19 protein-coding genes are annotated in these 22,347 nt (G+C 68.4%); 11 read left to right on the forward strand and 8 right to left on the reverse strand.

Annotated elements, in window-relative coordinates; translation table 11 throughout:
• Positions 1-59: 59 nt before the first annotated feature.
• Positions 60-716 carry an FMN-binding negative transcriptional regulator gene (locus QZW52_RS08570; RefSeq protein WP_293997359.1) on the forward strand — a complete coding sequence of 219 codons (657 nt, stop codon included), beginning with the start codon at positions 60-62 and terminating at the stop codon, positions 714-716.
• A 19-nt stretch (positions 717-735) separates the two neighbouring features.
• Here the strand turns inward: QZW52_RS08570 and QZW52_RS08575 are convergent, their stop codons facing one another.
• On the reverse strand, positions 736-1,950 hold the full coding sequence (locus QZW52_RS08575) for a 6-phosphofructokinase (protein ID WP_293997361.1): 1,215 nt from the start codon (positions 1,948-1,950) through the stop codon (positions 736-738).
• A gap of 94 nt (positions 1,951-2,044) precedes the next feature.
• On the opposite strand from QZW52_RS08575, the gene QZW52_RS08580 reads away from it, so the two are divergent.
• The 3 genes from QZW52_RS08580 to QZW52_RS08590 all read left to right on the forward strand — a co-directional run bounded on the left by QZW52_RS08580 (position 2,045) and on the right by QZW52_RS08590 (position 6,735).
• Complete coding sequence (locus QZW52_RS08580) at positions 2,045-3,709, forward strand: phosphoethanolamine transferase (protein WP_293997363.1); 1,665 nt, start codon at positions 2,045-2,047, stop codon at positions 3,707-3,709.
• 72 nt (positions 3,710-3,781) lie between these two features.
• Positions 3,782-5,242 (forward strand): DUF2868 domain-containing protein, encoded by a 1,461-nt coding sequence (locus tag QZW52_RS08585; protein ID WP_293997365.1) that lies wholly within the window; start codon positions 3,782-3,784, stop codon positions 5,240-5,242.
• The gene (locus tag QZW52_RS08590) at positions 5,239-6,735 is read left to right on the forward strand and encodes a GTPase domain-containing protein (protein WP_293997367.1); all 1,497 of its coding nucleotides are present in this window, start codon (positions 5,239-5,241) and stop codon (positions 6,733-6,735) included. Before QZW52_RS08585 ends, QZW52_RS08590 begins: the two co-directional genes overlap by 4 nt.
• Positions 6,736-6,750: 15 nt before the next feature.
• On the opposite strand, the gene QZW52_RS08595 is transcribed toward QZW52_RS08590, so the two are convergent.
• The gene (locus QZW52_RS08595) at positions 6,751-7,560 is read right to left on the reverse strand and encodes a helix-turn-helix domain-containing protein (protein ID WP_293997370.1); all 810 of its coding nucleotides are present in this window, start codon (positions 7,558-7,560) and stop codon (positions 6,751-6,753) included.
• Positions 7,561-7,680: 120 nt separating this feature from the next.
• Between QZW52_RS08595 and accB the strand changes: the two genes are divergently transcribed.
• The 6 genes from accB to QZW52_RS08625 all read left to right on the forward strand — a co-directional run bounded on the left by accB (position 7,681) and on the right by QZW52_RS08625 (position 15,260).
• Positions 7,681-8,130 (forward strand): acetyl-CoA carboxylase biotin carboxyl carrier protein, encoded by a 450-nt coding sequence (accB, locus tag QZW52_RS08600; protein ID WP_293997372.1) that lies wholly within the window; start codon positions 7,681-7,683, stop codon positions 8,128-8,130.
• Between the two features lie 8 nt (positions 8,131-8,138).
• The gene (locus QZW52_RS08605; protein WP_293997374.1) at positions 8,139-9,569 is read left to right on the forward strand and encodes an acetyl-CoA carboxylase biotin carboxylase subunit; all 1,431 of its coding nucleotides are present in this window, start codon (positions 8,139-8,141) and stop codon (positions 9,567-9,569) included.
• Positions 9,569-11,065 (forward strand): hypothetical protein, encoded by a 1,497-nt coding sequence (locus QZW52_RS08610; protein ID WP_293997376.1) that lies wholly within the window; start codon positions 9,569-9,571, stop codon positions 11,063-11,065. Before QZW52_RS08605 ends, QZW52_RS08610 begins: the two co-directional genes overlap by 1 nt.
• On the forward strand, positions 11,062-11,928 hold the full coding sequence (locus tag QZW52_RS08615) for an HAD-IIA family hydrolase (protein WP_293997378.1): 867 nt from the start codon (positions 11,062-11,064) through the stop codon (positions 11,926-11,928). The genes QZW52_RS08610 and QZW52_RS08615 overlap by 4 nt, the downstream gene beginning before the upstream one ends.
• Positions 11,925-13,946 (forward strand): acetoacetate--CoA ligase, encoded by a 2,022-nt coding sequence (locus QZW52_RS08620; protein WP_293997380.1) that lies wholly within the window; start codon positions 11,925-11,927, stop codon positions 13,944-13,946. Before QZW52_RS08615 ends, QZW52_RS08620 begins: the two co-directional genes overlap by 4 nt.
• 78 nt (positions 13,947-14,024) lie before the next feature.
• Entirely contained in the window at positions 14,025-15,260 is a 1,236-nt protein-coding gene (locus QZW52_RS08625) for a Tm-1-like ATP-binding domain-containing protein (RefSeq protein WP_293997382.1), read from the forward strand.
• A 74-nt stretch (positions 15,261-15,334) separates the two neighbouring features.
• Here the strand turns inward: QZW52_RS08625 and QZW52_RS08630 are convergent, their stop codons facing one another.
• From QZW52_RS08630 to QZW52_RS08655, 6 genes are read right to left on the reverse strand one after another with little or no spacing between them, the layout of a single operon-like run.
• Positions 15,335-16,375: a branched-chain amino acid ABC transporter permease gene (locus tag QZW52_RS08630; RefSeq protein ID WP_293997384.1), complete on the reverse strand. Its 1,041-nt coding sequence runs from the start codon at positions 16,373-16,375 to the stop codon at positions 15,335-15,337.
• Positions 16,376-16,380: 5 nt separating this feature from the next.
• The gene (locus tag QZW52_RS08635) at positions 16,381-17,289 is read right to left on the reverse strand and encodes a branched-chain amino acid ABC transporter permease (protein ID WP_293997386.1); all 909 of its coding nucleotides are present in this window, start codon (positions 17,287-17,289) and stop codon (positions 16,381-16,383) included.
• The gene (locus QZW52_RS08640) at positions 17,286-18,041 is read right to left on the reverse strand and encodes an ABC transporter ATP-binding protein (protein ID WP_293997388.1); all 756 of its coding nucleotides are present in this window, start codon (positions 18,039-18,041) and stop codon (positions 17,286-17,288) included. Before QZW52_RS08640 ends, QZW52_RS08635 begins: the two co-directional genes overlap by 4 nt.
• Complete coding sequence (locus QZW52_RS08645; RefSeq protein ID WP_293997390.1) at positions 18,038-18,751, reverse strand: ABC transporter ATP-binding protein; 714 nt, start codon at positions 18,749-18,751, stop codon at positions 18,038-18,040. The genes QZW52_RS08640 and QZW52_RS08645 overlap by 4 nt, the downstream gene beginning before the upstream one ends.
• 40 nt (positions 18,752-18,791) lie before the next feature.
• Complete coding sequence (locus QZW52_RS08650; RefSeq protein ID WP_293997392.1) at positions 18,792-20,132, reverse strand: ABC transporter substrate-binding protein; 1,341 nt, start codon at positions 20,130-20,132, stop codon at positions 18,792-18,794.
• A gap of 29 nt (positions 20,133-20,161) precedes the next feature.
• Positions 20,162-20,962 carry an SDR family NAD(P)-dependent oxidoreductase gene (locus QZW52_RS08655; RefSeq protein WP_293997394.1) on the reverse strand — a complete coding sequence of 267 codons (801 nt, stop codon included), beginning with the start codon at positions 20,960-20,962 and terminating at the stop codon, positions 20,162-20,164.
• 211 nt (positions 20,963-21,173) lie between these two features.
• Between QZW52_RS08655 and QZW52_RS08660 the strand changes: the two genes are divergently transcribed.
• Positions 21,174-22,160 (forward strand): NADPH:quinone reductase, encoded by a 987-nt coding sequence (locus QZW52_RS08660; RefSeq protein WP_293997396.1) that lies wholly within the window; start codon positions 21,174-21,176, stop codon positions 22,158-22,160.
• Positions 22,161-22,347: the final 187 nt, after the last annotated feature.

Here is a 22,347-nt window from a genome sequence, read left to right on the forward strand (position 1 = left end):
TGACAGGGTCGCATGCGGTAGCCCTGTGGATAAGTTTCTGGATAACCTGGGAAAAGTCGATGTACCAGCCCGCCCATTTCGTCGAATCGCGGCCCGACGTGCTGCACGCGCTGGTGCGCCAGCACCCGCTCGGCCTGTTGATCACCCAGGGTCCGGACGGGCTGGAGGCGAACACGCTTCCCTTCCTGTTCGATCCCGCGGCGGGTGGTGCCTGTGGACAACTCGTGGGCCATGTCGCCCGCGCCAACCCCCTGTGGATAACTTCGCCAGGCGGTGCCGAAGTCGAACGCGAGGTACTGGTCGTGTTCCAGGGACCGCAGGCGTACATCAGCCCCAATTGGTACCCGTCCAAGGCGGAAACGGGCAAGGTGGTGCCGACGTGGAACTACGTGGTGGTGCAGGCGCGGGGCCGGTTGCGGGCTGTGGATAACCCGGCCGCAGCGCGGGCCATCGTCACCCGTTTGACCCAGACACACGAGGCGAACCAGCCCCGCCCCTGGTCGGTCGAGGACGCGCCGGCCGACTACGTGGACGCCATGCTGAAGGCGATCGTCTGCATCGAGATCGCTGTGGACAAGTTGGAAGGAAAATGGAAAACCAGCCAGAATCACCCGGCTGCCAACCGCGCTGGCGTGGTGGCCGGGCTGCGCGCCGCGGGTGGTGACGCAGCGCAGGCGATGGCACAGCTTGTGGATAACCGGGCTGTGGATAACTGACGATCACAGACCCGCAGGCTCAGCGCCCCAGCACCTTCGCCACTGGATTCGGCCGCAAGCGGAACGCATCCGGCATCCCCGACCCCAGCAGCGGGCGCAGGTAGAGCCGGAAGGCATCGGTCACGTCGGTGCCGCTGGCGGTGAGGAACTCGTCCTCCATCGTGCGGGTCTTGCCGGCGACGGCGTCCAGTGGCAGCAGCTTGTAGTCCGCGGCGTAATAACCGGCGCGCTGGATCGCCACCGAGCCATCGCGCCCGCCCCACATCGCGAACTGCACCGCCTTCTCGCCGACCTCGCGCGCCTCGCGCTGGTCCACGTCGCTGACGCAGCCGATGAAGCTGCGCTGCAGGTAGCCGAAGGTGTCGCCGCGCACGCGCTTGATGCCCAGCTTGCGCTTGATCTCCTCGCACAGCAGATCGGCCAGCGCCCCGGTGCCGGAGAGCTGCACGTTGCCGTGGTCGTCGAACTCCATGTCCTTGGCCAGCGTGGCGATGATCGGCGCGCCGGCGGCGTCGTGGATGCCCTCGCTGACGGCGATCACGCAGCGGCCGAGGCGGTCGTGGGTGGCCTTCACGTCGGCCAGGAACTGCGCGATGTCGAAGGTGCGCTCCGGCACGTAGATCAGGTGCGGGCCGTCGTCGTCGAACTTCTTGCCCAGGGCCGAGGCCGCGGTCAGGAAGCCCGCGTGCCGGCCCATCACGACACCGACGTAAATGCCCGGCAGCGCCGCGTTGTCCAGATTCGCGCCGGCAAACGCCTGCGCCACGAAGCGCGCTGCGCTCGGGAAGCCGGGCGTGTGGTCGTTGCCGACGAGGTCGTTGTCGATGGTCTTGGGGATGTGGATGCAGCGCAGCGCGTAGTTCGCCGCCTGCGCCTGCTCGCTGACGATGCGCACGGTGTCGGACGAATCGTTGCCGCCGATGTAGAAGAACTGGCCGATCTGGTGCGCCTGCAAGACCTTGAAGATCTCGCGGCAGTAGGCTTCATCGGGCTTGTCGCGGGTCGAGCCGAGCGCGGAGGACGGTGTGGCGGCCACCAGTTCCAGGTTGTGGCTGGTCTCCTGCATCAGGTCCACGAGGTCTTCGTTGACGATGCCGCGCACGCCGTGGCGCGCCCCATAGACGCATTCGACGCCCCGGTGCCGCCGCGCTTCGAGCACGACGCCGACGAGCGACTGGTTGATCACGGCGGTCGGGCCGCCCCCTTGGGCGACGAGGATCTTGGCGGGGTTCATGCGGGGCGGCTCCTTGGGCAAACGCGAACAGGTTCGTGCATGGACCGGGATCATCCTACGCCGAGGCCCTGGACCGCTCGGGGACAATCCCGCCATGTCCCGTGTCGCGTCGTTCCGTTCCCGTCCCGTCGGTGTGCCCAGTGAATGGGTGCTGCTGGCGGTGAGCCTGCTGTGGGTGCTGACCTGCCACCAGCCGTTTTTCACGGCGGCGCTGCAGGGCCGCACCTGGAGCGACCCCAGTGCCTGGGGCTTCGCGGCGGCGCTGTGCGTCGGGCTGGTGGCGCTGAACTTTGTGGTGCTGGCGCTGCTGTGCCATGGGCGGCTGCTCAAGCCGGTGCTGGCGGTGCTGCTGGTCGTGGCGGCCGGCTCGACGCATTTCATGCAGGCGTTTGGCGTCTACCTGGATCCGTCCATGCTGCGCAATGCGCTGCGCACCGACATGGGCGAGGCGCGCGAGCTGCTGAGCTTCGGGTTTGTGGTGCGGCTGCTGCTGCAGGCGGCGCTGCCGATCGCGCTGCTGTGGGGAGTGCGCTTGCGCGAGCGGACGTGGGGCCGTGTACTCGGGCTGCGGCTGCTGTGGACCATGGGCGGGGTGGCCGTGCTGGTGGGCGCAGTGATGGCGGTGTTCCAGCCCTTCTCGTCGCTGATGCGCAACCACAAGGCGATGCGTTACCTGATCACGCCGACCAATGTGCTGTGGTCGGCGGGCAGCGTGGTGGCGGAGGATTTGAAGGGCGCCGCCAAGCCGCGCCAGCCGATCGGCCTGGACGCCAAGCCCGGCCCGCGGATGCAGGCACGCACGCGGCCGACGGTGCTGGTCGTCGTGGTCGGCGAGACGGCACGGGCAGCGAACTGGGGCCTGAACGGCTACGCGCGCCAGACGACACCGGCGCTGGCGAAGATCCCCGCGCTGGTGAATTTCCGCCAGGTGACGAGTTGCGGGACGAACACCGAGGTGTCGGTGCCCTGCCTGTTCGCGCCGGTCGGGCGGCGCGACTATGACGAGGTGGCGATCCGGGGGAGCGAGTCGCTGCTGCATGTGCTGCACCGCGCTGGGGTGGGCGTGCTGTGGCGCGACAACCAGTCGGGCTGCAAGGGCGTGTGCGAAGGACTGCCCAGCGAGGAGATGGTCAAGCTGAACCCGCCCGGTTTGTGTGCCGATGGCCGCTGCCTGGACGAGGCGCTGCTGCTCGGCCTCGATGCGCGGCTGGCGCAGGCCCAGGGCACACAGGTGCTCGTGCTGCACCAGCTCGGCAACCACGGCCCGTCCTACTTCCGCCGCTACCCGGACGCCTTCGCCACCTTCCAGCCCGCCTGCCAGCACGACGATCTGCGCCAGTGCTCGACCGCGGAGATCGTCAATGCCTACGACAACGTGCTGCTCTACACCGACCATGTGCTGGCCACGCTGATCGAGAAGCTGCAGGCCCGCGCGGCGACGGTGGACAGCGCGGTGGTCTATGTCTCCGACCACGGCGAATCGCTGGGCGAGTCCAACCTGTTCCTGCATGGCCTGCCCTACGCCATCGCGCCGGACGTGCAGAAGCAGGTGCCGATGGTGGTGTGGCTCTCCGAGGGCCTGACACGCGCCACCGGACTCGATACCGACTGCCTGCGCCGCCGTGCCGCACAACCGGCGGCGCACGACCACCTCTTCCACACCGTGCTCGGGCTGGCGGGCGTGCAGACTGCGCTGTACGCACCAGCGTGGGATCTGCTGCAGGGATGCCGGAGTTCAACCCCGGTCTTACCGAGGTAAGTCGATAGAGACACGGCGCACCCCATCCGGTCGTCTCGGTGTGCGTGAAGTCCTACGCGGTACAGTGGCCCGATGGATGAAACGACCGCCCGCCAAGTGCTGCTGATCCAGGCGTTCGAGACCGCCGGGACCGACCACCCGCTCTGGACCGCCGAGGACCGCCGCTGGGCCACCCGCGTCGCGCTCGATGGCGCGGAACCGACCACCCGCCCCGACCGCTTCCTCGCCGCCCGCGCCACGGCGGCGCTGCAACGGCTGACGCCGCGGGAAAAGTCGGTGTCGGCCTGGCTGTCGCACCGCCTCTGGCACCGCCGCTGGGCGCTGGCGGCGCTGCTGCTGGGCGTGGTGCTCGGCTTCGTGGCGGACACGGTGGGTGCGGGGCACCGCATCAACCTGCTCGGCTACCCGGTCTGGGGGCTGGTGGCATGGAATGCACTGGTCTACCTGCTGCTCGTGCTGCCCTTGCCGGACGGCTGGCTGCGCCGGAGCCTGTCGCGGCGGATGCTGGACCTGCGCGGCCTGCTCAAGGGCGCCCGGCGCGAGCCGGTGCTGGAGCGGGTGGCCGAGACCTGGGCGGTGGCGAGCGCGCCGCTGTCGCTGGCGCGGGCCGGTGTGCTGATGCACCTCGGCGCGGCGGGACTGGCACTGGGGCTGATCGGCGGGCTGTACCTGCGCGGGCTGGGGCTGGACTACCGGGCCGGCTGGGCGAGCACCTTCCTCGACACAGCCACGGTGCAGCAGGCGCTTACCGTGCTGTATGGACCAGCGCAGCAACTTCTGGCATTCCTCCACCCCATCGCCCTGCCGGATCTGGCCGGCTTCGAGGCGCTGCACCTGGTCGGTGGCGAGCCGCCCGCGCCGACACCGGCCAACAGCGCCGCGCCGTGGATCCACCTGCAGGCGGCCACGCTGGCGCTGTTCGTCGTGGGGCCGCGGCTGCTGCTGGCGGCGCTGGGCGGGCTGCGGGCGCTGTGGTGGTCGAAGCGGTTTCCGCTGAAGCTGGAAGGCGCGCCGTATTTCGACGAACTGCTGCGCCAGCAACGGCGCGAGCAGGCGCGTGTGGCGCTGCTGCCCTATGCGCAGGAGGCCGCACCCGCCGCGAACGAGGCGCTGCGCGGCTGGCTGCAGCCGCTGCTGGGCGAGACGATGCAGTGGCAGGTGCAGCCGATGCGCGCCTACGGCAGCGAGGACGACACCGCGCTCGCGGCGGCGCTGGCGGGACGGCCGACGCTGGTGCTGCCGCGCTTCGACCTGTCCGCCACGCCGGAAACCGAGGTCCACGGCCGCTGGCTGCGCGCGCTGCAGGCGGCTGGCGCCAAGGCCGGTGCGCCACGCTGCGTGCTGGTGGTCGAGGAAAGCGGCTTCGTGCAGCGCTTCGGCCAGACCGCGCCCGAGCGCATCGAACAGCGCCGTGCCGCGTGGCAGGCGCTGGCGACGGACCTGGGGATGGCCGTGCTGGCGGTGCGCGACGGGGTGCCGGTCGAGCCTTCCGCCACCGCCGTGCGCCGGCAACTCGACGGAGCCGCCGCATGAGCCGCCGCGACCACACCCTCGCCCTGAGCCTGGTCTCGCACACCAACATCGGCAAGACCACGCTGGCGCGCACCCTGCTCGGCCGCGACATTGGCACCGTGCGCGACGCGACCCACGTCACCGACTTCGCCGACGAACACCGCATGATCGACACGCCGCAGGGCGAGTGCCTGACGCTGTGGGACACGCCCGGCTTCGGCGACAGCGTGCGGCTGGCCAAGCGGATGCAGCAGTCCGGCAACCCGCTCGGCTGGCTGCTCACCGAGGTGTGGGACCGCTGGCGCGACCGGGCGTTCTGGGCGAGCCAAATGGCGCTGCGCAATGTGCGCGACGAGGCGGACGTGGTGCTCTACCTCGTCAGCGCGGCCGAGGCGCCCGAGGCGGCGGGTTACGTGGCGCCGGAAATGGAGCTGCTGGCGTGGACCGGGCGGCCGGTGATCGTGCTGCTCAACCAGCTCGGTGCGCCGGGGCAGCCCGCGCAGGAAGCCGCCGAGATCGAACGCTGGCGCACCCACCTCGCCGCGCAGACACAGGTGCGCGCCGTGTTGCCGATGGATGCGTTCGCGCGCTGCTGGGTGCAGGAGCTGACGCTGCTGCAGGCGATCGAGGCTGCGTTGCCCCCGGAGCGCCAAGCCTTGATGGGCCGGCTGCGCGGCGTCTGGCAGGCACAGCGGCTGGCGACCTTCGACACCGCGATGCAGACGCTGGCCGACAGCCTCGCCCGCATCGCCCACGCCCGAGAAACCGTGCCGGAAGCGGGTTCGCTGCGGTCGGCGCTGCGGCAGGTGGGCACTGCGCTGGGCTTGCGCCGCGAGGACGGCGATCCGCGGCTGAAGGCGCAGGAGGCGTTGCTGGCACGGCTGGACAGCGAGGTGCGCAGCAGCACCAGCGACCTGCTGCGCCTGCACGCCCTGGAAGGTCAGGCAGCGGCGGAAGACATCCTCGCCCGCGTCGGCAGCCAGTTCGACCGGCGCGAGCGGGTCGGCACGGGCAAGGCGGCGGTACTCGGCGGCATGGTGTCGGGCGCGCTCACCGGGCTGGGCGCCGATCTGGCCACGGGCGGGCTGACACTGGGCGGTGGGCTGATCGCGGGGGGCGTGCTCGGGGCGCTGGGGGCCATGGGGCTGGCGCATGGCGTCAACCTCGTGCGCGGGCTGGAGGAATCCTGGCTTGGCTGGCAGCCCGAGGCGCTGGATGCAGCGGTGGAGGCGGCCGTGCTGCGTTATCTGGCGGTGGCGCATTTCGGGCGCGGTCGGGGGGCGTGGGCGCAGTCCGAGGCGCCGGCGCAGTGGCGCGCGGTGGTGGTCGAGGCGCTGGCGCCAAGCCGGCCGGTGCGCGCTGCGCTGTGGACGGAGCGCAGCGACGAGGCCACCACGGCCAAGGCGTTGCAGGCGGTGCTGACGCAGACCTGTCGGCAGGCGCTGGCGACGCTGTATCCGCTGGCGCCGGTGCCGGTGCCCGCATCCGTGGTCCAGCGCCACGGTGACCGCTGAGGCCAGGGCGCCGCGCTACGGTTCCACCAGCCGCATCGAGATTTCCCGCGCGGCGGCACTGAGTTGCGGGAGGTTCTTCTTGACCATCTCGGCGACGGTGGCCACCTTGTGCATCCACGTCAAGTTGATGGCCGCGATGACCTCGTCCCCGACCCAGATCGGCACGGCGATCGAATCCCGGTCATCGTTCCACTCGCGCCGGCTCTGGTCGAAATGGCCGCCGAAATCGGGCGTGCGGTGGCCATAGCCCAGGTGTCTGGTCTCGCCGAGCAGGCGCTCGACCATCTCCGGATTGCGCGCCATGAAGTTGCCCGGCTCGTGGCTGGCGGCCAGCCGCAGCAGCATGGCCTGGCGCTCGCTTTCGCTGCAGAAGGCGATGTAGGCGCGGCCCGTCGCCGAGCGCAGCAAGTTGATCCGGAATCCGATCGGCCCGACGGGGACGTGCGAGAAATAGGATTTCGGCCGGTTGGTTTCGATCACCTCCATGCAATCGAGCCGCGGCACGGCCAGCACGGAGGGCCAGTTGACCTTGCTGCACAGGCGCTCCATCACGGGTGACGCCACCTCGACCAGGTAGTTCTCGTCGCTGAGTTGCGGCGCCCGCGGCTGCAGCGTGTGGCTGGCCATGTAGGCGCCGTCAGCCAGGCGCTGCCAGACCATGCCGCGCTTTTCCAAGGTCACGATCAGCCGCGTGAGCGTGGCCTTGGGCAGGTGGGTCGCCAGGAACAGGTCGTGCAGGCTGGCGGCGCGCGCTTGGTGGAGATAGGTCAGCACTTCAAGACCACGGTCCAGTGCCCGGATCGTCTTGACCTTGTAGTCGCGCATGGGTGGGTTGCGGGTGGGTGGTGACGCGGTGAGTTTCACCAGGAGAAAACCTGGTGCGCGATGCTACCCGGCGGATCCGGTCGAAGCAAATACTTCGGCCACATCCGGAGACCGACCAACATGAGCTTTTCCCACGACGATGTCCAGCGGCTGATCCAACTGCTCGACCGTTCTCATTTCGACGAACTGCACCTCGAAGCCGAGGGGATCAAGCTGACCTTGCGTCGCAATGGCGCCCCGGCGGTCCCCGCTGCCGCACCGCCAGCACGCGCCGCGGCTGCGGTGCCCGTGGCACCGGTGACCGCCGCGCTGCCGGTCAGCGACCCGACCCTGATCGAGATCCGCGCCCCGATGCTCGGCACCTTCTACGGCGCCCCCAAGCCCGGCGCCAGCCCCTTCGTCGCCATCGGTACCCGCCTCACCGCCGACAGTGCCGTGGGGATCATCGAAGTGATGAAGCTGATGAACTCGGTTGCCGCCGGGGTCGAGGGTGTGCTGGTCGAAGTCCTGGTGCGCGATGGGGACCTGGTGGAGTTCGAACAAGTGCTGATGCGCGTGCGTCCGGTGTGAGTGCGACCATGCGCAACGCAGAACACATGATCGCGGACGGCCCGATTCGGCGTGTCCTGGTCGCCAACCGTGGCGAGATCGCCGTGCGCATCATCCGCACGCTCAAGCAACTGGGGATCGAATCGGTCCTCGCCGTCTCGGCGGCCGACCGTGACACGCTGGGCGCCCGTCTGGCAGACCGCGCCGTGTGCATCGGTCCGGCCCGCGCCACCGACAGCTACCTGCAGATCGGCACCCTCATCGAAGCGGCCAAAGGTGTCGGCGCGCAGGCGATTCACCCGGGCTACGGCTTCCTCTCCGAACGCGCGGCCTTCGCCGCCGCGTGCGAGGAACACGGGGTCATCTTCATCGGCCCCACCGCCGCGCAGATCGAGCGCGTGGGGGACAAGCTGGAAGCACGTCGTTGCGCCGAGGAAGCCGGTGTGCCGATCGCGCCCGGCGGCCCGGTGGACAGCCTGCCAGCGGCCCTGGCCCTGGCGGAGACGATCGGCTACCCGGTCCTCATCAAGGCGGTCGGCGGCGGCGGCGGGCGCGGCCTGAAGCGGGCCAACACGCCCGAAGAACTCACCGCATTGTTCGACATGGCCAGCTCCGAAGCCCTCGCCGCCTTCGGTGATGGTCGGGTGTTCGTCGAATGCTTCGTCACACAAGGGCGTCACGTCGAAGTGCAGATCCTCGGCGACGGCGACAACATCATTCACCTCGGGGACCGTGACTGCTCGGTCCAGCGGCGCTACCAGAAACTCATCGAAGAAGCCCCCGCCCCGTCGCTGGACGAAACCATGCGCCGCGACCTGCACGCGGCCGCCGTGCGCTTCTCGAAGCACATCGGCTACCGCAGCCTGGGCACGGTCGAGTTCCTGGTCGATATCGCGCGGCAACGCTTCTACTTCCTGGAAATGAACGCCCGGATCCAGGTCGAACACCCGGTGACGGAACAGATCACCGGACTCGACCTGGTCGCCGAGCAGATCGCCGTCGCCCAAGGCCAGCGCCTGCGCCTGACCCAGGCCGATGTCCGGTTGACGGGCCACGCGATCGAGTGCCGCATCAACGCCGAAGACCCGGTGCATGACTTCCGCCCGGCGCCGGGCCGTGTCACCGATGCGCACTTCCCGGTTCGCGAAGGCTTGCGCGTGGACACCCACATCGAGCGCGGCGCGATGATTTCGCCGTACTACGACTCGATGATTGCCAAGGTCATCGCGACCGGCCAGACGCGCGACGAAGCGCGGCGCCTGCTGCTGGCTTCGCTCGCGGACGTGCGCGTCGATGGTGTGCTGAACAACATCGCGCTGCACCGCGCCGTGCTGGCCACGCCTGAATTCACGGCCGGCGGTTTCGACACCGGATTCCTCGGCCGGTTCCTGGCCAGCCCCGACGCGGTGGCCTTCATCCAACCCGCCCAATCCGTCCAACCCGTGCAAGGAAAACGCTGATGAGCGCCCCCCTCGATTTCATCGACACGACGCTGCGCGACGGCAATCAGAGCCTGTGGGGCGCCGTCGGTCTGCGCACCGGGATGATGCTGGAGATCGCGGCCGACCTGGACCGCGTCGGCTACCGCGCGATCGACTTCACGACCAGCACGCACATGGCGGTCACGGTGCGCTTCCACAAGGAGAACCCGTGGGAGCGCATTCGCCTGATGAAGGCGCGCATGCCGCGCACGCCGCTGAGCTTCCTGTCCACCGGCATGCGCTTCATCTCGTGGGAGACGGCGCACCCGGAGCTGATGGCGCTGTCCTACCAACTGCTGGTCCGCAACGGCATCGAGCGGTTCATGGTGATGGACCCCATGAACAACATGCAGGCCGTGACCGACAGCGCGACGGCGATCGCGGCAGCCGGTGGACGCGAGATCGTGGGCGCCATCGTCTACACGGTCAGCCCGATCCACGATGACGCGCACTTCGCCGCGGCGGCGCGCCAACTGGCGGTGGTGCCGGCGATCACGCGGGTTTACCTGAAAGACCCGGGCGGGCTGCTGACCCCGGAGCGTGCCCGCACGCTGTTGCCGGTGCTGCGCGTGGCCCTTGGCGACAAGCCGCTGGAGCTGCACTCGCACTGCACGATCGGCTTGGCACCCTTCACCTACGCCGAAGCGCCGGAGCTGGGCGTGCAAACCCTGCACACCGCCGCACGACCGCTCGGCAACGGCAGCAGCCAGCCGGCGATCGAGAACGTGGTGGCCAATCTGCGCAGCAAGGGCGTCTCGGTCGATCTGGACATGGACGCGGTCGCCCGCATCAGCCGCTATTTCGAGCAGCTCGCGGCCGCCGAAGGTCTGGCGCCAGGGGTACCGCAGGAATACGACATGCGCTACTTCCAGCACCAGTTGCCGGGCGGAATGATCGGAACGATGCGGCGCCAGTTGCGCGAGATGCGCCAGGAGCACCGCCTGCCGGAGGTGTACGAGGAGGTGGAGCGCGTCCGGCGCGAACTGGGCTACCCGATCATGGTCACGCCGTTCTCGCAGGTCGTCGGGACGCAGGCGGTGATGAACGTGCTGGCCCCCGAGCGGTATGCGAACGTGCCCGACGAAGTGATCCGCTACGTGCTCGGCAAGTTCGGCACGCCGCCCGCGCCGATGGACCCGAACGTGCGCGACCGGATCGAGCAGTTGCCGCGGGCACGCGAGCTGTCCGGTCAAGCGGCCATGCCCGAGCTGTCCGAACTGCGGCGGCGCTTTGATGCCCGGCTCTCCGACGAGGAGTTCCTGTTGCGCGCCACGATGCCGGCGGAGCAGGTGGACGCCATGCTGGCCGCCGGCCCGACCCGCGAGACCTACAGCGCCGTGGCCAGCCCGGTCGAAAAACTCATCACCGAGTTGACACTGCGACCCGACGTGACCCACGCACGCTTCGAGCGGGACGGGTTTCTCGTGGACCTGCGCTCCCACCGGTCGTCCGCCGCACCGGGGCAGTCCGCATGAGCCGCCTCCCCATCGGCAACCTGCCTGCCCTCGATGCCGGAGTACCGACGCTGGCCGGTGTGCGTGGCTACGTGTTCGATGTGGACGGAACGCTCGCGCTCGCGGACAAGCACCTCAGCGGCTACCAGCCCCTGCCCGGTGCCCGTGAATTGCTCGCACTGCTGCGTCAGCGCGAGGTGCCGTATGTCGCCTTCACCAACGGCAGCGCCAAGACGCCAGCACAGATCTCGCACGCCTTGACCCACATCGGCCTCCCCATCGGCGAGCAGCAGATGCTCACGCCGGTCAGCGTCGCACTCGACCTGTTCAAGCGCCGCGGCCACCAGCGGGTGCTGGTGCTGGGCGGCGAAGGCGTCTGGAAGCCGCTGGTGGACGCGGGCTTCGATGTCGTGCGGGCGCCGGAGCGCGCGGACGACGCTGATGCCGTGCTGATTGGTTGGTACCCCGGTTTCGTGCTGGCCGATCTCGACGCGGCGTGCCGCGCCGTGTGGGCCGGGGCGGCGCTGTACACCGTTTCCAAGGCAGCCTACCTGGCGAGTCGCGAAGGGCGCACCTTGGGTGTCTCGGGTGCGATTGCCGCGGCCGTGCGCAGCGTCACCGGCAAGAACGCCGTGGTCGTCGGCAAACCGTCGGCGCAGGCGCTGGCTTGCGCGAGCACGCGTCTGGGCATCAAGCCGGCGCAGATGGCCATCGTCGGCGACGACATCAGCCTGGAGAACGCGATGGCCCTGCGCGGGCGGGCGTTCTCGGTCGGCGTCCACACGGGCTTGAACAGCGCCGCGGACTTCGACGCACTGCCGCCGCAGAGCCGGCCCCATTTGTCCTTGAGCGGTGTGGATCGGTTGCTGGAGATGCTGAAATGAACCCATCGGACAGGACGCCGGATCAAGCAGACGCACCCGGTGCAGTGCTGTGGACCCCACGGCCCGATCAGATCGCGCCGACCCGTCTGGCAGCCTACATGCGCTGGCTGGCGGCCGAACGCGGGCTGCACTTCGACCACTACCAGGATCTGTGGATCTGGTCGGTCGATGCGCTGGAACCGTTCTGGCAATCGATCTGGGACTTCTTCGAGGTGCAGGCCGATGGCGCGTGTGATCCCGTCCTCGGCGTGTCCACCATGCCGGGTGCGCAGTGGTATCCGAATGCGCGGCTGAACTATGCCGAGCACATTTTCCGCCGTGCCACCGATGAGCGGCCCGCGCTGATCGCCCGCAGCGAGGACACCGGGACGCACGCGGTGTCGTGGGCGCAACTGCAACGCGACACCGGCGCCTTGGCCGCACAGTTGAGGCAGCTTGGCGTGGGTGCGGGCGACCGCGTGGCGTCCTACCTGCCGAACCGCCCCGAGACCGTGGTGGCCTTTCTGGCCTGCGCCAGCCTCGGCGCGATCTGGTCCAGTTGCGCGCCCGACATGGGGGCCACCGTGGTGCTGGACCGCTTCCGCCAGATCGAGCCGAAGGTGCTGCTGGCCGTAGACAGCTACAGCTACAACGGCAAGACCCACGACCGGCGCGCGCTGGTCGAGGAGCTGCTGCTCGGCTTGCCGACCGTCCGGCACGTCATCCACGTGGCCGGCCCGGTGTGCCGTGCGGCCTCGCATCAGCCGCTCGCATGGCGAGACCGGCTGAGCTGGTCGGATGCGATTTCGGTGGAGGCCGAGTTGCGCTTCGAACGCCTGCCGTTCGAGCACCCGCTCTGGATCGTCTACTCCTCGGGCACCACCGGCCTGCCCAAGGCGATCGTTCACAGCCAGGGCGGCATCGTGCTGACGCACCTGAAGACGATGGCGCTGCAGCACGACCTGCGGCCCGGCGACCGCCTGCTGTTCCTGGGCGGCACGGGCTGGATTGTCTGGAACCTCCAGATCGGCGCCTTGCTCACCGGGGCCAGCATCGTGCTGTACGACGGCAACCCTGCGTGGCCGGACACCACCGCCCTGTGGCGTTTCATCGACGAGCAGCGTGTCACGCTGTTCGGTTGCGGTGCGGCCTACCTCATCAACTGCATGAAGGACGGTCTGCGTCCCCGCGATCTGGTCCCGCTGCAACACCTGCGCGCCATCAACGCCACCGGCTCCCCGCTGCCGATCGACGCCTACCAATGGGTGTACGACGCCGTGAAGCCGGACCTGTGGCTCGCCTCGATCAGCGGGGGCACGGACATCGCTTCGGGCTTCGTGGCCTGCGCGCCGATCCTGCCGGTCAACGCGGGCGAGATCCAGTGCCGGGAACTGGGCGTCGCCGCGCATGCGTTCAACGACGCCGGCACGCCGGTGATCGATGAAGTCGGCGAACTGGTGGTGACCAAGCCGATGCCGTCGATGCCGATCTACTTCTGGGGCGACCCCGAGAACCGCCGCTACCTCGAAAGCTACTTCGAGATGTACCCCGGACTCTGGCGCCATGGCGACTGGATTCGCTTCACTTCGCGGGGCACGTCGGTGATCTACGGCCGCTCGGATTCGACCATCAACCGGTACGGCATCCGCATGGGCACCGCCGAAATCTACCGGGTGGTGGAAGAACTGCCGGAGGTGCGCGACAGCCTGGTGGTCGATCTGGAGTACCTCGGGCGGCCGTCCTTCATGCCCTTGTTCGTGGTCCTGGCGCCCGGCGTGGTGCTCGACGAGGCGCTGAAAACGCGCATCGCGCAGCAGATCCGCAGCAAGGCGTCTGCGCGGCATGTGCCCAACGAGATCTACCAGGTGGCGGAGATCCCGCGCACCTTGACGGGCAAGAAGATGGAAGTGCCCGTGCGCAAGCTGTTGCTGGGCGCCGCCCCCGAGAAGGTGGCCAGCGCCGATGCGATGGCCAACCCGAACAGCATCGGATTTTTTCTGCGTCTCGCTGAGGAACTGAACCCATCACCGACGCCTTGACCCGCGTAACCCGCGAGGTGCCGCAAGCCGACGGCATCCGCACATCAACCGTGTGTGAACACGAGAAGGAGACGAGACATGAGCAGCAACCCCAAGGTACTGATGATCATCACGCTGGACACCAAGGCGGTGGAGGCGCGCTACATCCGTGAAGTGCTGGAGTCGCAGGGCGTGGACGTGGTCCACCTCGACGCCAGCATCCGCGCGTCCACCGACGCGAGCGTCGAGATCACGCCAGAAGCGGTGGCGGCGGCGGCCGGCAAGACCTTGCAGGAGGTCCGCGACCTGAAGCACGAAGGCAAATGCCAGGGCGTCATGATCGAAGGCTCGGTCAAATGCGCCCTGGAGTACCACGCCAAGCACGGCCTGAGCGGCATCATCGGCGTCGGTGGCTCGATGGGCACGGCGCTGGGCACCGTCGTCATGGGCATGTTCCCCTACGGCCTGCCCAAGGTGATGGTCTCGACGATGGCGTCCGGCTTCACCAAGCCGTTCATCGGCGCCAAGGACATCAACATGTTCAACCCGGTGTGCGACATCGCCGGTCTGAACAGCATCACGCGCGACGTGTTCCGCAATGCGGCGCTGGCCACCGCCGCGATGGCGAAGAACTATTCGCCGACGCGTGTCGAGCCGAAGCCCTTGATCGCGATGACGACGCTCAGCACGATCGACGCCTGCACCGTCAACGTCCGCAAGCAACTCGAAGCCAAGGGCTTTGAGGTGATGGTGTTCCATACCCTGGGCACTGGCGGCATGGCGATGGACCAGATCGTGGGCGAGCGTGACGTGGCGGCGGTGGTGGACACCTCGCTGGTGGAGATCAACGACTTCCTCAACAACGGCCTGTGCAGTGCTGGCCCCGACCGTGCCAAGTCAGCCTTGGCCAAGGGCGTGCCGGTGGTCTTCGCGCCGGGCAATGCCGACTTCATGGTGGCTGGCCCGATCGACATGGCCAAGGCGATGTTCCCCGGCCACCGATACCACATGCACAACCACGCACTGACGGCGGTGCGTACCGAAGCGAGCGAGCTGCAGGCGCTGGCCAAGCACATGGGTGGCCTGATCGCGGACGCCAAGGGACCGGTGTCGTTCTTCGTGCCGCTCAAGGGCTTCTCGCACCATGACAGTCCGGAAGGCCACCTGCACGACCCGTCGCTGTGCCCGGTGTTCCTGGATGCCTTGAAGGATGCGTTGCCGGCGTCGGTGGTGCCGCGTGAATTCGACTGCCACATCAACGACGCGCAGTTCGCGGATGCGATCGTCGCGCAGGTGCTGGCTTACACCAAGGACCGGGTGTCAGTCACGGTCTGAGCAAGGTAAAAGGGGATGCCGATCGCTCGGCATCCCCTTTTTGTCTCATTGCGCTTCAGTGCGCCCATGGTGATTCATGGCTTCGGTGGTGGCTCACCCGTGGCACCACGCAGCCGATACCCCACCGGCAGCAATTGCAAGCCGAGCCGCTGTTCGATCTCGCCCCAGATGCCCCGCGGCATCAACAGCGCAAACAGCAACGCGGTCGCGCCGAGGCCGATCAGGTAGGTCACGCCGGTGGCACCGAACAGCGTCTCCATGGTGAAGAACAGCACCGCGCCGAGGATCGGGCCTTCGTAGGTGCCGATGCCGCCGACCAGCACCATGAAGATCATGTACGCCGTCCATTGCACGCTGAAGTAGGTCTTGGGCTGGAACGTGATCGAGCTGGCCAGCCACAAGGCCCCCGCCGCCGCACAGCCGAACGCCGACAGCACGAAGATCAGGCGCTTCGAGGGCAGCACGCGCACGCCCACCGAGCCGGCCGCTTCCTCGTTGTCGCGGATGGCCTGCGCGGCCGTGCCCATCTTGCCGCGCAACATCACGAACACCAGCCAGCCCAGGGCGGCCATGGTGCCCAGGGCGGCCCAATAGGTGTAGCTGCGCCGGTCATCGGCGGCGTAGGTCTGCAGCGCGATCAGCGAGGTGCCCGTTTCACCTTGAACGAGGTTGTCCAGGTTGACCAGCAAATGGCACAGCGCGGCCACGACCCACATGCCGATCGCGAATTCACCGTCGCGCAACCGCAGCATGAAAGCCGATATCGGCAATGACAGCGCCCCGACCAGCACCGCCGCCAACAGCAGTGCCGGGTACGGGCTGACACCCCAGTCGGCCAGCCGGACAGCGGCATACGCCCCCAGGCCGAAGAACGCCTGGTGCCCGACGGACAGCAGGCCGGCGTAGCCCGCCAGCGCGTTCCACATCAGGGCCAGGATGCCGTAGATGAACAAGGTTGTGAGGCGCTCGACCACGTTGGCCGACAGGAACAGCGGCCCGGCGACCAGCACGAGCTGGGCCGCCACCACCAGCGACACCGCCGCGATCGAAGGCACGGTCCAGCGCGTGACATGCGCGGTGGCGAGGGCAGCGGGTGCGCGTGGAGTCAGGTTCATGGCGTTCAGGCTCGGCTGCCAAAGCGGCTTTGAAGGGATCGGGTCCAGCGGCGCAGCGTGTCCGTGGCGTACACCCGTGCCAGCAGCACCGCCAGGAAGACGACGTGCCCGGCGATGAGGAAGCCTTGCGGGTGGACCTGCGCACCGAGGCTCTGCGCGACGCCGAGGACGATGCCGCCCACCAGCGTTCCCCACAGCGAGCCGGCGCCGCCGATGATCACCGCCTCGAACGCAAAGATCAGTTGATAGGGGCCGGTGTAGGGGTCGAACGTGGCCCGCATGGCGAGGAAGGCGCCGGCGATCGCCACCGTGGTCATGGCGATGGCGGTGGAGGCCGCATAGACCGCCCGCGCGTCCACGCCGACCAACTGCGCCGTGTCCGGATCGTGGGCCGCGGCGCGGATGCGCCGGCCCAGCGCGGTGCGCGTCAGCATCAGGTGCAGTCCGCCCAGCAACGCCATGGCGACGACCAGCGTCAGCACCGCGAGCTGGCCGACGATGATGCCGCCGGGCAGGGTCCAGCCGTCGTAGCTGAGCGAATCGATGTAGGGCGCCAGCGAGCGGGTGTCGGCACCGAAGGTCTGGAACATCGAGTTGTCCAGCAGGCTGGCGAGACCGAAGGTGCTCAGCAAGGGGATCAGGGCGCCTGCGCGGGCGCTGCGTTCGAGCACGAGCCGGTGCAGCACCCAGCCGATCAGCGCCATCACCGGGACCACCGCCACGAGGCCCAGCAAGGGATGGATCTCGAAGCGTTCGGCCAGGATGAACAGCAGGTATGCCGCCAGCACCGCGAGGCTTCCGTGCGCGAGGTTGATGATGCCCATCACGCCGAACATGAACGACAGACCGCACGCCAGCAGCGCGTAGTAGCCCCCCAGCATCAGCCCTTGGACGAGTTGGTTGAGCCAGATCATGTTGCGGATGCCGGTTGTGAGGGGGTGCCGGCCGTGGACGGGCGGTGGCCGAAGTAATGCGCCATCACCTGCTCGCGGGTCATCTCGTCGGCGCGCCCGCTGGCGACGACCTTGCCTTCGAGCATGCAGACGATGCGATCGGCCACCTGAAACGTGCGCTGCAGATCCTGCTCGACGAGCACCACGGTCGTGCCGTGGGCCGTGCCCTTGCCCATCAGCGTGCGCAGCGAGTCGTAGACGCCTTGCACGGCGAGCGGCGAGAGACCGAGGGACACCTCGTCCAGCAGCAGCACCCGCGGATTGGTCATCAAGGCGCGGCCAATGGCCACGGCCTGCTGCTGACCGCCGGACAAGGTGCCCGCCGCCGCCTTCAATTTGGGTTTGAGCTGCGGAAAGGCGTCGAGCACGGTGCCCAGGTTCCAGCGGCCACCGCGCTTTGCAGAGAGGGCGACGAGCAGGTTCTCTTGCACCGTCATCGCGGGGAACAGCTTGCGCCCCTCGGGCACCAGCGCCAGTCCGGCCGCGGCCCGGCGGTGCGCCGGCAACGCGCTCACGTCCACGCCGTCAAAGACGATGCGGCCCCCCGCCACCGGATGCACCCCCGCCAGCGTGCGCAGCAGTGTCGTCTTGCCCGCACCATTGGCGCCGACGAGCGCCAGCGTCTCGCCCTGCTCGATTTCCAGGCTGATGCCTTGCACGGCGGTCAGCAAACCGTGCCGGGCCTCCAGGGCTTCTATTTTCAGGAGACTCATCGTCCTCCCCCCAGGTAGGCATCCACGACGGTGGCGTTGGACAGCACTGCTTGCGGATCGCCTTCGGCAATCACGCGGCCCGAGTCCATGCAGACCAGCCGCTGCGCGACCTGCAGCAGCACATGCACGATGTGCTCGATCCAGACGATGGCGATGTCCCGGCCGTGCAGCACCTGGATGGTCTGCACGAGTTCGGCGGCTTCGCCATCGGTGAGTCCGCCGCCGATCTCGTCCAGCAGCAGCACCTGCGGATTGGTGGCCAGCGCACGGGTCAGCTCCAGCCGCTTGCGGTCCAGCAAACCCAGTGTCTCGGCGCGCCGGTTGGCCACCTTGGTCATGCCGCAGAGTTCGATCGCCTCGATGCACCGCGCGTAGGCTTCGGACTGGCGGAATCCTCCCCCGTGCGTGGCCGCGGTGAAGACGTTCTCGAACACCGTCATGCCGCTGAAGGGCTGCGGCACCTGGTGGGTGCGCACGATGCCCAGCCTGCAGCGTCTGGCGGCGTCCAGCGACGCGATGTCCTGGCCTTTGAACTGGACGGTGCCAGCCGAGGCGGCCTGCGAGCCGGACAAGACACTGAGCAAGGTGGTCTTGCCGGCGCCGTTCGGCCCGACGATGCCGATCGCATCACCGCGCCGAACCTCGAAATCCACGCCGTCGAGCACGACCAGTGCGCCGTACTGCTTGCGCAGCCCTCGGGCAGAAAGCAAGGCATCCGTTGACGACATGGTTCCGAGATCCCGCGCGGGTTCAGGCGTAAGCGCGCAGCTTGGCGGCCACCGGGACGTTGGCATCACCGGCGTTCTCGGTGACGATGTAGTCGAACTTGTACTTCGAACCAGCCGGGGCCTTGACCCACTGCGTGCCGATCAGCGGCGTGGCGCAGGCGCCCGGCACCGGTCCCTTGGTGAAATCGACCTTGCCCACCGTGGTCGTGGTCACCAAGGAGCCGAGGGCCTTGGCCACGCTGGCCTTGTCCTTCGGATTGGTGCTGGCCTTCAAGGCTTCGAAGCCGGCGTCGAGCAGCGACATCGACGCGCCGAGCTGCTGGTTCCACTGCTTGTTCGCGGCCTTTTCGTAGCCCTCGGCCAACTGCAGGCTGCTCACACCGGTCAGCGGCGACTTGTAGGGGAAGGTCTTGTGCCAGTAGCAGGCGCTGGAGAGGTTGAAGCCCAGCGGTCCCAGGGCCTCGACGGTGGACGGGAACAGCCCGGTCTTGGCCACCTGGACGATCTTGAAGTTCTTCGCGAGGCCCTGCTGGGCCGCCTGACGCCAGAACGTGGCGAAGTCCGGCGGGATCGGGAAGGTGTTGAAGATGTCGCACTTCTCGGCCTTGAACTTCGCGATCTGGGCCGAGAAATCGGTGGTGCCCGTCTCGTAGGGGCCGGCGTCCACGATGGTGAAGCCGGCCTTTTGCAGCGCCGGCGCGAGGCTGGCGCGGATGGCGTTGCCGTCGGCGTCGTTCGGGTAGAGCGCCGCCACCTTCTTGTTGGTGGACAACTGGCCCCACTGCGAGGTGTAGGCCTTGACGAACTCGCCGACGCCGAACGAGAAGTGGAAGGTCCACTTGAACGGCGAAGGCTCGCCCGGCTTGGCGCCGCGGCCGAAGTACCAGGCTTCCCAAGGCGTCACGGTCGAGAGGCAGGGCACGCCCGCCCCCTCGCAAGCGTCGGCGACCGGGTTGACGGTCTCGGGTGCCGACGTGACCAGGATCAGATCGACCTTGTCGGCGTTGATGAGCGTCTTGGCCAACTGGCTGGCGCGGGCCGGATCGGACTGCGTGTCGCGGTCCAGGATCTCGACCGCGTACTTCTTGCCACCCACGGTCAGGCCGTCCTTCAACGCCTTGCGCGCCAGTTCGAGCACGTAGCCGTCGGCCTCGCCGAAGCCGGCCAGTGCGCCGGTGCGCGGGCTGATGAAGCCGACCCGGATCGTGTTGGCGCCATCGGCCCCCTGGGCAAAGATGGATGCGGGGTTCAGCAGGGCCAAACCGACCGCACCACCCGCGCCGAGCATGGTCCGTCGCGAAGGGAGTGCCTCGGTGCTGTCTGCAGCGTTGGCTGTCGGGAGGCTTTTGTCAATTGCAGTCATGTCTGTCTCCTGGTGGTTGTGAAGAAAGGTCAGCTCACCGTCATCGCGCCGTCGGCGACGAGTTCGGCGCCGGACATCCAGCGCGAAAGATCAGAGGCGAGGAACAACGCCAGGTTGGCGATGTCGCTCGGCAGGCCGGTGATGCCCAGCGGATGCGCCGCCTTCATCTGCGTGTAGGCGTCGTCGCGGTCCTTGAACATGCCAAGGCCCACGAAGTCGTTGAGCAGCTTCTCGCCCATCTCGGTTTCCACGAGGCCCGGATGGATCGAGTTCACCCGGATGCCATAGCCGAGCCGGCCGAATTCGACCGCGGCGGCCTTGGTCAGCAAGCGCACCGCCCCTTTGGACGCGGAGTACACGCCCAGACCGGGCGTGCCGATCAGGCCGGCCACCGACGACAGGTTGATGATGCTGCCGCCCTTGCCGGCGCGGCCGTCCGGCTTCATCGCCCGCACCGCGTGCTTGTGGCCGATCAGCACACCGGTCACGTTCACGGCGAGCAGCTTCTGGATGTCGGCGACGGTGATGTTTTCGAGGAAGCAGGTCTGCTCGATGCCGGCGTTGTTGACCAGGATGTCCAGGCCGCCGAAGCGGTCCAGCCCGGTGTCGAGGAACGCGATCCACTGGTCTTCGTCGGACGTGTCGTGCGCGACGAAGAGGGCCTGTCCGCCAGCATCGCGAATCTGCTGTGCGACGTGCTCGCCCCGCTCGGCCTGCACGTCGCCCAGGACCACCCGAGCACCTGCCTTGGCCAATGTGCGGGCAATCTCTGCGCCGATGCCGCCTGCAGCACCGGTGACGGCCGCAACTTTTCCACTCAAGTCGATCATCATGTGTCTCCATCGCGCCGGTCGGTGGGACTCACGGTTCCCACTTCGATGTCCTTGCGCGGTTTGTTTTTCCTCGATCCGGGATGCGGTGAGGGATTGGCGTGAATGATGTGTTCCCGAGCAGGCGAAGCAGTAGCCCTCTCGAACGGGATTTCACCGCGTGAAATCCCACTGACCAACCCACCAAGCAACCAATGAAACGGAGCATCCGATGAAAGCGGCTTACTACGAACAGACCGGCCCGGCCGAGCAAGTGCTCGTCGTGGGGGAGGTGCCGGACCCGCAGCCCGCGGCCGGGGAGGTGCGCGTTCGGCTGGAGTGGTCCGGCGTGAACCCGTCCGACGTGAAGGCACGCTCGGGTGCGCGCGGCCCGGACATGCCGTTTCCGCGGGTCATTCCGCACAGCGACGGCATGGGGGTCATCGATGCGGTCGGTGCCGAGGTCGATCCGGCACGCATGGGTGAGCGTGTCTGGCTCTGGAACGCGGCCTGGGGTCGGCCGTTCGGCACCGCGGCGGAGGGCATCTGCTTGCCCGTGCAGCAGGCCGTTCCTTTGCCCGCCAACGTGCCAGGAGAAGCCGGCGCGTGCCTGGGCATTCCTGCGCTGACAGCCTTGCACGCCGTGCTGACCGATGGCGGCGTCGAAGGGCAGCGTGTCCTCGTCGCGGGCGGCGCGGGCGCGGTCGGCCACTACGCCGTGCAGTTCGCGCGCTTGCTGGGCGCGCGGCAGGTCATCACGACCGTCAGTTCACCGGCAAAGGCGGCGTTGGCGCGGGCCGCGGGCGCCGATGTGGTGATCGACTACCGCACCGAATCCGTCATCGAGCGCGTGCGAGAGGCCACGCAGGGCCACGGCGTCGATCGCGTGATCGAAGTGGATGTCGCGGCGAATGCGGCGATCGACATGGAGGTGGTGCGGCCGGACGGTCAGTGGGTGGTCTACGGCAGCGGCGCCAGGCAGTTCACCTTGCCGTTCTTTCCGATGATTGCGCGCAACTTCGGTGTGCGGTTCTTCATCGTCTACCACCTGAGCGAAGCGGACCGCCGCCGCGTGGTCAGGGTGCTGACCGACTTCCTGCAGCGCGGGCTGCTGCAGCACAACATCGCGGTGAAGCTGCCCTTGGCTTCGATCGCGCAGGCGCACCGTGCGGTCGAAAGCGGGGCCGTCAGCGGCAACGTGGTGCTGTCGCTGGGTTGACCCGCCGCGGGCGCACCGGTCCTGTCAGGCGCTGGCCAGTGCGTGGTGTGGCGCGACCATCGGCGACAGTCCGTGCCCCAGCAGCATCGACGCCCGGAACCGGTGGTGCCCGTGGCGGTGGCGGGCGCGGGTGCGGGCGGCGCTGCCCATGGTCTGGCGCAGCGGGGCGGCCTCCACCAGCCGGGCG

This window comes from Sphaerotilus sp. (assembly GCF_013299175.1).
Classification (GTDB): Bacteria; Pseudomonadota; Gammaproteobacteria; order Burkholderiales; family Burkholderiaceae_C; genus Sphaerotilus.